Annotated in this window: 8 protein-coding genes; 6 read left to right on the top strand and 2 right to left on the bottom strand. The window is 72.3% G+C overall.

What is annotated here, in order from left to right; all coding sequences use genetic code 11:
- The first annotated feature begins 195 nt into the window (after positions 1–195).
- The gene (locus tag WMF11_RS18535; protein WP_437978400.1) at positions 196–2,001 is read left to right on the top strand and encodes a hypothetical protein; all 1,806 of its coding nucleotides are present in this window, start codon (positions 196–198) and stop codon (positions 1,999–2,001) included.
- A gap of 211 nt (positions 2,002–2,212) precedes the next feature.
- Here the strand turns inward: WMF11_RS18535 and WMF11_RS18530 are convergent, their stop codons facing one another.
- Positions 2,213–3,508, bottom strand: coding sequence for a sialate O-acetylesterase (locus tag WMF11_RS18530; RefSeq protein WP_437978399.1), 1,296 nt, complete (start codon positions 3,506–3,508; stop codon positions 2,213–2,215).
- A gap of 200 nt (positions 3,509–3,708) precedes the next feature.
- A complete protein-coding gene (locus WMF11_RS18525) occupies positions 3,709–4,383 on the bottom strand; it encodes a universal stress protein (RefSeq protein ID WP_437909701.1) in 675 nt (224 codons plus the stop codon).
- A 406-nt stretch (positions 4,384–4,789) separates the two neighbouring features.
- Between WMF11_RS18525 and WMF11_RS18520 the strand changes: the two genes are divergently transcribed.
- From WMF11_RS18520 to WMF11_RS18500, 5 genes are all read left to right on the top strand, one after another.
- On the top strand, positions 4,790–5,581 hold the full coding sequence (locus tag WMF11_RS18520; RefSeq protein ID WP_437978398.1) for a CBS domain-containing protein: 792 nt from the start codon (positions 4,790–4,792) through the stop codon (positions 5,579–5,581).
- 93 nt (positions 5,582–5,674) lie between these two features.
- Positions 5,675–6,085, top strand: a complete 411-nt coding sequence (locus WMF11_RS18515) for a CBS domain-containing protein (protein ID WP_437553323.1) — start codon at positions 5,675–5,677, stop codon at positions 6,083–6,085.
- Positions 6,086–6,188: 103 nt separating this feature from the next.
- Positions 6,189–7,529 (top strand): acetyl-CoA hydrolase/transferase family protein, encoded by a 1,341-nt coding sequence (locus WMF11_RS18510; RefSeq protein ID WP_437978397.1) that lies wholly within the window; start codon positions 6,189–6,191, stop codon positions 7,527–7,529.
- A 250-nt stretch (positions 7,530–7,779) separates the two neighbouring features.
- Positions 7,780–9,513 (top strand): acyl-CoA carboxylase subunit beta, encoded by a 1,734-nt coding sequence (locus WMF11_RS18505; protein WP_437909698.1) that lies wholly within the window; start codon positions 7,780–7,782, stop codon positions 9,511–9,513.
- 2 nt (positions 9,514–9,515) lie between these two features.
- A complete protein-coding gene (locus WMF11_RS18500) occupies positions 9,516–12,434 on the top strand; it encodes a biotin/lipoyl-containing protein (RefSeq protein WP_437978396.1) in 2,919 nt (972 codons plus the stop codon).
- Positions 12,435–12,453: the final 19 nt, after the last annotated feature.

The following is a 12,453-nucleotide window of genomic DNA, read 5'->3' as shown; positions in this document are numbered from 1 at the left end:
GCGAGGATGAGCGTGGACGAGGTAGGACGCGGACTGCGCGGGCGCCCTCCGCCCGAAAGCGCCGTGAAGGAGTAAAGAGGCGTTGGCATCCGCATCGTTTCGACAGAAGATGCGTGCGCGCGGTTCGCGCTGCGGCTCCTCGCCTCCGACGGCCGGCGCCGCGTCACTGGACCCCTACCGGCTGGAGAGCAGCGGATGAAGATGCGATCTTTGGTGTGTCTCTTCGTTCTTGGACTGATGACGACGGCGTGCGGCGACGACGACGCGACGATCATCGGGACTGGGGGCGGCGGGGGTGCGGGCGGCGGCACCGGCGGCGAAGGCGCCACCTCGGCCAGCAGCACGTCAGGAAACGGCGGCGGCGATACGGGCGGCGGCGGTACCGGCGGTACCGGCGGCGACGGCGGCGGCGACACGGGCGGCGGCGGTACCGGCGGTACCGGCGGCGACGGCGGCACCGGCGGCAACGGCGGCGGCGACACGGGCGGCGGCGGTGCAGGCGGCGTCGGCGGCAACGGCGGCGGCGACACGGGCGGCGGCGGTGCGGGCGGCGGCACCACCTCGAGCTCGGCCTCATCGAGCAGCGCGGCCTCGACCTCGGCCGCGGCCACCACCGGCGCTGGCGGCGACGGCGGCGGCAGCGCCTCGTCGACCTCGGCCGCGGCCACCACCGGCGCTGGCGGCGACGGCGGCGGCAGCGCCTCGTCGACCTCGGCCGCGGCCACCACCGGCGCTGGCGGCGACGGCGGCGGCAGCGTCACCTCCACGACCTCGGTCACCACGGGCGCTGGCGGCGACGGCGGCGGCAGCGTCACCTCCACGACCTCCGTCACCACGGGCGCTGGCGGCGACGGCGGCGGCGGCGTCACCTCCACGACGGCGGTCACCACCACCGGCGCCGGCGGCGGCGAGCTCGGTGGCCCCGGCGCTGCCTGTGCCAGCGATGCGATGTGCGCCAGCGACATCTGCCTCGAGGAGGACGATACTGGCTGGCCTTCCGGCTACTGTACCGCCGGCTGTCTGTCGGACGACGACTGTGGCGACGGCGTCTGCACCCAGGTGAGCCAGACACTCGCCATCTGCATGGCCGCGTGCGAGACGTCGGCGGACTGCCGCGACGGCTATGCGTGCGACGACGGGGTCTGCTGGATGGGCTGCACCAGCGATGATCAGTGCACGGAGGTGGGCTCGTGCCACGAGGCGTCCGGCGGCTGCTACCTCCCGGACGGCAGCGCTTGCGAGACGGACGCCCAGTGCGGTGGCTACCTCTGCGCCACCGAGGCCGTCGACGGCTATCCGGGCGGCTTCTGCACGGGTGAGTGCGTGGATGACAGCGACTGCGACGGCGGCACCTGCATCGACGCAGGCTTCTGCCTCGTCGAGTGCGGCACGGACGCCGACTGCCGCGACGGCTATGGGTGCGACCAGGGGCTCTGCGCTCCGGCCTGCACCAGCGACGCTCAGTGCACGGGCGAGGGTGCAACCTGCCTTGTGGACGTGGGTCGCTGCGCCCCGCCGCCCGGCGAGGGCGCCGACGGTGACCTTTGCACGGCGGACGGCGACTGCGCCGGCCTCTTCTGCGTCCTCGAAGAGTGGGGCTGGCCCGGCGGCTACTGCTCGGGCTACTGTGACGCATCGAGTCCCTGCGCCGGCGGCGGGATCTGCGCATCGGACGACACCTGCAACAGCGCGTGCGAGACGGACACCGACTGCCGCGAGGGCTATATGTGCACGCCGGAGGGCTGCCTCCCGGCGCCCCCGGCGCCGGCCGAGAGCGCCGACGGCGACGCTTGCACCGCCGACAGCGAGTGCATCAGCGGCATGTGCTACGACGGCTGGCCTGGCGGCTCCTGCACGGGCGACTGCGAGACGGACGCCGACTGCGCCGAGGGCGGCATCTGCGCCGCAGTGGACAACACCTGCAACCACGCGTGCGACACGGACGCCGACTGCCGCGACGGCTATGGGTGCACGGAGGCGAACGGCTGCGTCCCGCAATGAGGACCCGATGACCGGCAGGCTCGCAGGCTGGTCCGTACGACCTGACGACGGACCCCTGCGGCTCCCCTGAAGCGATGAACCTCCGCGTCGCCATGAGGTGACGACGAGGCCTCTCCCACGAAGCGCGGCGCGGCTGCTCCACCACGCCTGGAGCAGCCGGCGCGCGCCCCTTCCCCGCTCCACCAGCTCGCCACGAGGCGCCGCCCGGCGCTCAGCCCTGCCCGTGCCCGCGCGAGCGGCGGCGGCGCAGGCCCGCGAGCGCGACCAGCGCGAGCGCTGCCGCTGCCCCGGGGCCCTGGCCGGCGGCGATACGGCAGCCGCAGCCGCCGGCGCTCCCGGGCGCGACCCCGCCCGAGCTGGCCGCGGCCTCGGCGCTGCCCGTCGCCGCCGCGCTCCCGCTCGATACGGCCGTGGCGCCGCTCCCGCCCTCGGCTTCGCTCCCGGCGCCGCCCGCCGTCGCCGTGCTCCCGCTCGATACGGCCGTGGCGCCATCTCCGGTCGCGCCGCCTCCCGTGGCGCCCCCTCCCCCTGCGGCCGCGCTCCCGGCGCTGCTCGCCGACGACGCGGTCGACGAGCCCTCCTCGCGGACGAGCGCGAGGTACGCCTCGGCGAAGCGCGCGCCGAGGAGCTGGTACGCGGCGGAGTCGAAGTGATACGTGTCGTCGGGCGCTCGCACGGTGAAGTCGTCCGTGTCGACCCATGCGGCCCGCGGGTCCTCCTCGGCCACGGTCACCTGCGCCGCGCGCACGGCGTCGATGTTCGCCTCCTTTCCGGCGGCGATGGGCCCGCCGTTCGCGGGGTAGAGGTTGTCGCTGACCCTGCCGAGCACGACCGGGAGCCCGGGGACGCCGAGGTCCGCGCGGATCGCCGCGATGAAGCCGCGCAGCGTATCGCCGTAGGAGAACGCGGCCGACCACCCCGCCTCGTTCTCGCCCTGCATCCAGACGAGCGCGGCGATCTCGTACGGGTGCCCCTCCGACTCGAGCCTCGCCAGGGCGCCGTCGAGCCGCGTCACCTCCTCGGGATAACGGAGGGCGCGGTCGCCCTCGTACGTCGCGGAGTCCAGCTTGCCGAGGAGCGCGTGGTAGAGCTGCGATTTGTAGAGCACCTCGGGATCCGGCGCGAGGCCGCGCCCCCAGTGATCGACGAGGTTGGTGCCCCCCTGGGCCATCTTCACGATCGCGATCCGGTGCTCCGGGTACGCCGCGGCGATCGCGCGGCCGAACGTGATCTCGGGCCCGTAGCGGCGGGCTTCGCCCTTCGGCTCGAGCGGCCCCCAGTCGGCGCTCGTCGCCGCGGCGTACGGCCCTCCCTCGCGCGCGTCGGGGTTGTAGTGGTCGTACCAGACGTCCGGCTGGCTCTGGAGCTCGACCGGGAGCTGGCGGCCCACGCCGTAGCCGACCATGTTCGACTGGCCCGCGAGGACGAACACCTTCACCGGCTGCGCGATCGCGGGAGCGGAGAGGGACAGCGCGAAAGCCGCCAGGGCGATGCAAGACCGCTTCATGGCGCTGTGTATCCCTCGCGCGCGGTGGAACGTCAACGAACGTCAACGAGCGTCAACGAACGTCAACGAGCGTCAACGAGCGTCAACGAGCGTCAACGAGCGTCAACGCGGCGGGATCGCGCTCGCCTCGCGTCCTCACGGCGCGTATCGGGCGCTTGTGTGCATGACAGACGCGCGGCCCCGTCGAGCTCGCCGCGCGATCACGTCGCTTCGGGCGTCGACTGGTAAGCCGCGCTCGACGCCGCGTAGACCCCGTTGGTCGCATACGAGTAGCGGTGCGGCCGGACGTGGTGCTCCGAGTGGCGCGCGCACCAGAGCGCTGCGCCGCCCGTCTCTTGCCGGTGCCTCACGCACTCCGGGCAGGGCGGCTCGATCTCGGGGACCCGGCCGGCGGTCGCGTGATCCTTCGGCCGGACGATCCACACCGGGCAGCGCGCGAGCCGGGAGACGCGCTCGGCGACCGAGCCGAGGAGCAGCCGTTCGAGCCCGCGGTAGCCGTGCGAGCCGACGACCACGAGGTCGGCGTCCAGGTCGGCGGCGAGCTGGGCGATGTTCTCGGCCGCATCCCCGCGGCGGAAGTGCACGACGACGCGCTTCAGCCGCCCCCCGTCGAGCTTGTTGCCCATGGCGCTCACGCGCTCGCTCGCGCGCTGCTGGAGCTGCTGGAGCGCCACGTCGGGCCTGGTGGCCACCATGGGCGCCCGCGAGAGCCCGACGCCGACCCAGCTCTCGGGCTCGACGTAGACCCCGTGCACCTCGGCGTTCTCGCGACAGCAAGCGGACTCGAGCGCCTGATCAAGCGCACGGTTGCTCGGCTCCGAGAAGTCGATCCCGACGACGACGATGAACCGATTCGTTGCGTTTGCGCTCGACATGACAGCCTCCTCAGCCTCCATGCGAGGCCCCGACCCGCGGTCGCCTCGCTCCACCCATCTGCTCGTTTGCCCAATACTCAGCACGCCGCATGCCAGGCGTTCCGGGCGCCGGAGAGGAGGGTTTCGCGCGCGCTGGCTCCCTCGCGCGAGCGGGGCTCTCCCCGCGCGCTGGACGCTTCGCGCGGGCCGGGAGCGAGCTCCTCGCGCCGCGAGCTGCGGGCGGGCGCCTCGCGAGGGAGCCGGCAGCCGTTTGCGCCGCGGCGCAAACGGCGCGCGGAGGCGCAGACGCGACCGCGGCGTACCAGGGCCGCCGCCGCACGCCCGGGATCTCGAGTGCATGGCACGAACGGTGCTCATCCCACGGCACACCTCGAGCGAAGGACGCAGAGGCGAACGGGAGACGACGATGACAACCCTTGGACCTACCGGCGGAGAGCACCAGCTCCGGCACCACACGATCCGCAGCACACGCATCGTTGGAGACGACGGCGAGGAATCGGTCGTGGCGACCGTCTACTGTCCGGTGCGGGAGCGTTCGATGGCGGCGCGCGAGTGCGAGTCGTGCAGCCGCTTCCATGCGCTGCACTTCGACAAGAGCTCGCGCACGACGTCGGTCGTCTGCCACACCGGCCACGCGGCGCCGGGCACGGGGGAAGCGGCTCCGCTGCGCAGCGTGGGCGCCGACGTGGCCGTGAATCCGGAGGCGCCGCTCGCGGAGATCATGACCAAGGACGTCATCTGCATCCGATCGGAGGTCTCCCTCGACGACATCACGGCCCTGCTCGTCCGCCACGAGATCAGCGGGATGCCGGTCGTGGACGCGGCGGGCAAGCCGGTCGGCATGGTGTCGCGGGCCGACGTGCTCCGCGCAGCAGAGGAGCGCGGCGACACCGAGGAGTCGCGGCGGGTGGCCTCGCGGTCGGACGAGGTCGCGCCGCTCGAGATGGATCAGGGCTTCCATGTCTACGAGCCCGTCAGGGTCACCGCGCGCGACGTGATGACGCCCGTCGTGGTGCAGCTGCACGAGAGCGCCAGCATCCGGCAGGCCGCGTCGCTCATGGCGTACGAGGGCGTGCACCGGCTGCCGGTCGTCGCGGACGACGGCAAGGTCGTCGGCATCCTGTCGTCGCTCGACGTGCTGCGGTGGTTCGGGCGGTGCTGCGGGTACCTGATCCCGCCGGCGCGCAAGCGGGCCTGAGGAGATGTCGTGGCAAACCGAGCTTGATCGAAGGGCGCCGGTTCGCTCGGCCCGACTCGTTCATCGCGGACGTCCAGCGCCAGGGGAAGCACCATGAGCTCTTCCACCATTCGCATCCAGGACTGCATGACCCGGAGCCCCCACTCGATCGGCGCCGATCAGAAGGTCGGCCTCGCCCGCGCGCTCATGCGCGGACATCGCATCCGGCACCTGCCGGTGCTGAGCGGCGGCCGGCTGGTCGGCATCCTCTCCGAGCGGGACATCTACTGGATAGAGACGCTCAAGGAGCGAGAGGGGGACGATCTGCTCGTCAGCGAGGCCATGTCGCCGTGCCCCTACGCCGTCGCGCCGAGCGCCCCGCTCTCCGAGGTGGTCCGCGAGATGGCCGAGCACAAGTACGGTTCGGCGGTGGTGCTGAGCGGCGCGCAGGTCGTCGGCGTCTTCACGACGACCGACGCGCTGGCCGTGCTGGCCGCCCTGCTCACCGAGAGAGAGATCTCCTGACCCGAGGCGCGACCTGCGTGACGGCGCGGCCGGCCATCGCCCGCCCCGACGCCGGCGAACACGCTCCGTTCATCCACCCAAGAACACCGGAAGAAGGCACACGATGCAGCAGACGATCACGGACTGGCGATCGCGCTTCGGCGACAAGATCAAGACGGCCGAAGAAGCCATCCGCGCGATCCCCCCCGGGCGGCGCATCCTCGTCGGCTCGGGCGCCGCAGAGCCGACCGATCTCGTGAACGCCATGGTGGAGACCGGCGACCACCTCGCCGGCAACGAGATCGTCCACCTGATGACCGAGGGCCCCGCGCCGTATGTCCGCCCCGGCCTCGAGCGGCGGTTCCGTCACACGGCGTTCTTCATCGGCCAGAACGTCCGCGAGGCGATCCACGAGGGGCGCGCCGACTTCATGCCGGTCTTCCTCTCCGAGATCCCGAGCCTGATCCTCTCGGGCCGGGTGGGCATCGACGTGGCCCTCATCCAGGTAAGCCCCCCGGACGCCCACGGCTTCGTCAGCCTCGGCGTCTCCGTCGATATCGTCCGCGCCGCCGTCGACTCGGCGGCTGTGGTCCTCGCCGAGGTCAACCCGCGGATGCCCCGCACCCACGGAGACTCGTTCTTGCACGTGGATCGGATAACCCACCTCGTCCCGGTCGACCGCGAGCTCCCCGAGCGCGCGAGCGAGCCGCTCGACGACGTCGACCGCGCCATCGGCCGCAACGTGGCGGCGCTCGTGCCCGACGGCGCGACGCTCCAGACCGGCATCGGCAAGATCCCGAACGCCGTCCTCGCCGCCCTGGGAGGCAGGAGCGATCTCGGCGTGCACACCGAGATGCTCTCCGACGGCGTGATGGATCTCGTCCAGCGCGGCGTCATCACGAACCGCAGGAAGACCCTCCTGCCGGGGAAGCTCGTGACCTCGTTCCTCCTCGGCAGCCGCGCCCTCTACGCCTGGGCCCACGAAAACCCCGTCATCGAGATGCGCGGGGCCGCCTTCACCAACGATCCGCTGACGATCGCGAGGAACGACAGGATGATCGCGATCAACGCGGCCCTCGCCGTCGATCTGACGGGCCAGGTCGCCGCCGACACGCTGATGGGCCGCTTCTTCTCCGGGATCGGGGGGCAGGTCGACTTCATCCGGGGCGCGGCGCGGAGCGCCGGCGGCAAGCCGATCATCGCGCTCCGGTCCACCGCGAAGGACGGCACGATCAGCCGGATCCAGCCGGTGTTCGAGCAGGGCGCCGGCATCGTGACGAGCCGCGGGGACGTGCACTACGTGGTGACGGAGCACGGCGTCGCCGATCTCTGGGGCCGGAACATCCGGGAGCGCGCGCTGGCGCTCATCGAGATCGCCCACCCCGATCACCGCGCCGACCTGCTCGCCGCGGCCAAGCAGCGCCGCTATGTGTTCGGCGATCATGTCCTCTCGCGCGCGGATTGATCCTGACGGGCGCCGGGCTCAGCCACGCATGACTCGCCGCGTCCAGACGGAGAGCGCCGCGCGAGCCGGTCGAGGTGGCCGCGGCGACCCGGCCCAGCACCCCGTGCCGCGCCCCACATGCCGGCGCGCCCCACATGCCGGCGCGCCCCACATGCCGGCGCGCCCCACACGTCGGCGCGCGCCTCGCCGGGCGCGCGAGGTGCGCCCCCGGACCCTGCCATGACCATGATATAGAGCGCCTCGCCCGTCCATGAGCCCTCTTGATCACAACGATGTCGCCGTGAATCCCTCCGCCCTCGTGCCCTCGCTCGACGATCCGCTCGACGAGGGTGCCTCGGCGCCGGCCGCGCCCGCCTCGGCGTACGACGCGGCGCTCCGGGAGGCCGAGGAGCTCCGCAGGCGCCCCTATGTCTCCGCGGGCCCGGAGAGCATCATCCGGCAGCACGGCAAAGGCCGGATGACGATCTGGGAGCGCATCCGGGTGCTCACGCCCGAGCCGCCGCGGGTCGTCTTCGAGAACTGGGGGCCCAACCTGGACGGCGCCTCGCTGGTCACCGCGATCCTGCGCATCGGCAGCCGCGACGTGGCGCTGTACGGCCACGACTTCACGGTCCGCGCCGGGTCGATGGACGCGACGAACGGCCGCAAGCTCGCGCGGCTGTTCCAGCTGGCGGGAGAGCGGGGCATCCCGCTCATCGGCCTCAACGACAGCGCCGGCGCCTACGTGCCCGCGGGCGTCGGCGGGCTCGACGGCTACGCCGAGGCGTTCGCGGCGCTGCGCAAGATCAGCGGCGTGGTCCCGAGCATCATGTGCATGTTCGGGTTCAACGCGGGCGGCGGCTCCTACCTGCCGCGGCAGGGCAGCTTCGTCATCCAGCCGGGCGGCACGTTCTTCGGCCTGACCGGGGCGGCGGTCGTCAAATCGGTCCTTGGCGAGGTGGTCTCGCCCGACGACCTCGGCGGCCCGCGCGTCCACGGCGCCTCGGGGGTGGCCGATCTCACGGTGCCAGACGAGGTGGGCGCGCTGCGCACAACCGTCCGGCTGCTCGGTTACCTGCCGAGCAACAACCGCGAGAGCGCGCCTTTCCAGCGGACGAGCGATCCGGTGGGGCGGGAGACGACCGAGATCGACACGCTCCTCCGCAGGACGATCTCGTCGCCGACGGGCTACAACACGCCGCTCGATATCAACATCATCATCCAGCGCATCTGCGATCACGGCGACTACTTCGAGGTGCAGCCGCAGCGCGCGCGCAACACGATCACCGCGTTCGGGCGGGTCGGCGGGCGCGTCGTCGGCTTCGTGGCGAACAACAGCGCTGTCGCGTCGGGTCAGATCGACGTGGCGGCCGCTTACAAGAACGCGCGCTTCATCCGCTTCTGCAACCTCTACAACATCCCGCTCCTCTTCATGGAGGACACCACGGGGTTCCTCCCGGGCAGGGAGCAAGAGGCGATGGGCATCGTGCAGGCCGGCCGGGCCATGCTCGACGCGATCATCGACGTGCGCACCCCGCGCATCCTGCTGCTCGTGCGCAACGCGTTCGGCGGCGCCTATGCCTCGTTCAACAACTACGCGACGGGCGCGGACGTCGTGCTCGCGCTCCCCACGACGCGCGTCGCCGTGATGGGCCCCGCCGGCAAGGAGTTCGTCTACAAGGACGAGCTCCGCAAGGTGCGCGCGCAGGCGAGCGCCAGGGAGAAGGCCGGCGTCAAGGAGCGGCTCGCCCGCGGCCTGGACGAGGCCAAGGCGAAGGCGGAGGCCCGCGACGAGGCCGCGGCGTGGCTGAAGGCGAGAGAGGCCGAGTTCAGCGCGCGGTACGAGCGGGAGCTCATGAACCCGCGCGAGGGACTCAGCCTGGGCTCCATCTCGCGGCTCGTGATGCCGCGCGAGCTCCGCTCGGTGATCGCAGAGAACCTCGAGTTCCTGCTGCGGCACTACCAGCCAGGGCCGTTCACCGGTGTTCAGCGGGAGTTCCATTGATCATGGATGGATTCGAGACCAAGCGAGGTTACGACCGCAACCCGAGGGTGGTGCGCGACCGCAGGCTCGGCCGCTCGAGCTCGGCGTGGGCGCGCTCCTTCGCCGCCGACGACGTGCGGCCGCTGATCGTCTGCCGGGGCCCGATCCGGAAAGAGGCGATGGATGTCTTCGCCCAGATGGGGATCGAGCATTACGGCATCCTCCTCTCGGAGAAGGACTCGATCGTCTACACGCACGCCCTGGCGCCGGAGCTGCGCTGCGTGCACCCGGCGCACGTGCACCGCGTGAAGGACTATACCGGCGCCACCAAGGACGAGCGCGTCAAGCTGATGCAGAAGATCGTCGCGATCGCCCGGGCCGGCGGCTACACGCACGTGTTCGCGGGCTACGGCTTCATGGCCGAGGACGGGGAGTTCGTGCGCACGCTCGAGGAGGCGGGGCTCGTCTTCATCGGCCCGCGCTCGTCGGTGCAGCGCGCCGCCGGGCTCAAGGACGAGGCGAAGCGGACGGCGCTCGCGGCCGCGGTCAGCGTGACACCCGGCATCGACGACGCGACCCGGCGGATCGTGCTCCGCAAGTGGCCCGATCACGCGGCGCTGCGCGCGGCCGCGGCAGAGCGCGGGCTGCTCGGCGCGGGCGCCGCGGGCGCGGGGCTCGCCGACGGGATCCCGCTCGCCGAGGCGGCGGACGCCCTGCTCGCGGCGGCGTACGCGCGGCGCGTGGATCTCTACACGACCGACGAGCTCTGCGAGGAGCTCGAGCGGGGCGCGGCCGAGCTGCTCGCCCGCCACCCGGGGCGGCGGATCCGGCTCAAGGCCATCGGCGGCGGCGGCGGCAAGGGGCAGCGGCTCCTCGCCGGCGTCGCGCCCGACGCGGCGCCCCTCGAGGCCGCGGCGCGGGCGCGGGCGGCCGAGGTCCCCGCGCTGGCGCGGGAGGTCCTCGCGGAGGTGAAGGCCGCCGGCGTCGGCGACAACAAGAACATCCTGCTCGAGCTCAACATCGAGGAGACGCGGCACAACGAGATCCAGCTGATCGGCAACGGCGCGTGGTGCGTCGCGCTGGGCGGGCGCGACTGCTCGCTGCAGATGCACGAGCAGAAGCTGCTCGAGGTGGCGATGACGCAGGAGGGGCTGCTCGAGGCGATCGAGCGGGCGCGCGCGGCCGGCGAGGCGCCGCGCGCGGCGTCGCTCGAGCGCGAGCTCGCGTCGCTCGCCCGGATGGAGGCCGAGGCGGAGCGGTTCGGGCAGGCGGTCGGGCTGAACTCGGCCTCGACGTTCGAGTGCATCGTCGAGGGGGATCACCACTACTTCATGGAGGTCAACACCCGTATCCAGGTCGAGCACCGGGTGTCGGAGCTCTGTTATGGCCTCCGCTTCGAGAACCCGGCCGATCCGGCCGACGCGTTCGAGGTGACCTCGCTCGTCGAGTGCATGGTCCTCCTCGCGCGCCACGGCGAGCGGCTGCCCCGGCCGATCCGCGTCCGGCGGGAAGGGTCCGCGGTGGAGGCGCGCCTCAACGCGACGAACGGCGCGCTGGAGCCCCACGCGGCCGGCATCATCGTGTCCTGGAGCGATCCGCACCCGCACGAGATCCGCGACGATCAGGGCATCTGCGTGAAGAACCCCGACACGGGGGTGTTCATGCATTACCGGGTCGCCGGCGCCTACGACAGCAACATCGCGCTCCTCGTGACCTACGGCGCCTCGCGCGAGGAGGCCTACCAGCGGATCTGCGAGATCCTGCGCACGACCACGCTGCGCGGCAGCGATCTTCACACGAACCTCCTGTTCCATTACGGGCTCGTGCACTGGTTCCTCGCGCGGAGCGTGTGGACGAAGCCGACGACGCGCTTCGTGGTCCCCTACATCACGCAGGTCGGCCTGCTCGCGGTGGAGCTCGGGGAGCTCGATTTCGATGCGATGTGGGCCGAGCTCGGCGCCCGTCACGAGCGCCGCCTCGCGGCGCGGGCCGGGGCCGCGGAGGCGACCGGCGCAGGCGCGTTGAAGAAGGTCTTCACGCTGAAGGACACGCTGGTGCGCCGTCCCGTGGAGAAGATCTGCGCGGAGCCGCACCTGCTGTCGGCGTGGCTCAGCCGGAACATGGGGTCGTTCGAGATCCGGTCGGGGCGGGTGCGCTGGCTCAAGAACCCGATCGAGGTGCTCGCGGACACGTACTGGCTGCTCAACATGACGCCGCAGCCGCAGGCGCCCGCGGCCCATGTGATCTGGGATCACGACCAGGAGGTGCTCTCGCGGGCGCTCGGCTTCTACCGGCGCGTCGGCGAGCGGATGGGCCAGGCGGGCGGCGCGCCTTCGTGGCCCGAGCTGCGAGCGCACCTGTCCCGGGATACAGCGCCTCAGGGCTATGACGCCGAGCTGTGGCGGCGGGTCCGCGGCTCGCACCTCGGCTTCCAGGCGGGCCTTGAGCTCCTCGACGCGCTGGTCCTCGCGGGCGACGCCGCGCGCTTCTTCGAGCTCCGCGCGCGGGAGGACGGCACGGTCGACATCCCCGAGCGCCTGCTCGATCGCGAGCTCTCGGCCCGCATGCGCAAGGTGCTCGCGCCGCCGCCCGCCATGCGGGCCAACGAGATCGTGGCGGTCACCGGCGGCATGTTCTATGCGCAGGAGGCGCCGGATCGGCCTCCGCTCGTGACGAAGGGCAGCCATTTCGCCGCGGGCGATCCGCTCTACGTGATCGAGGTCATGAAGATGTTCAACAAGGTGCTCGCGCCGTGCTCCGGCACCGTCGAGGAGGTGCTCATCGACGGCGGCGAGGGGACGATCGTGCAGAAGGGCCAGCCGCTCTTCCGCGTGAAGCCCGACGAGGTGCTCGTGGAGGAGGACTCGGCCGAGCGCGCGCGCCGCCGGCGCGAGGCGGCGCGGCGGTACGTCGACGCGATCTTCGACGCCGAGGGCCCCTGAGGCCGCGCGTGGGCTGAGG

The organism is Sorangium sp. So ce295 (assembly GCF_051527405.1).
In the GTDB taxonomy this organism is placed as follows: domain Bacteria; phylum Myxococcota_A; class Polyangia; order Polyangiales; family Polyangiaceae; genus Sorangium; species Sorangium cellulosum_B.
The sequence above is the reverse complement of the archived record's forward strand: the minus strand, read 5'-3'. Positions and strand labels throughout refer to the sequence as shown.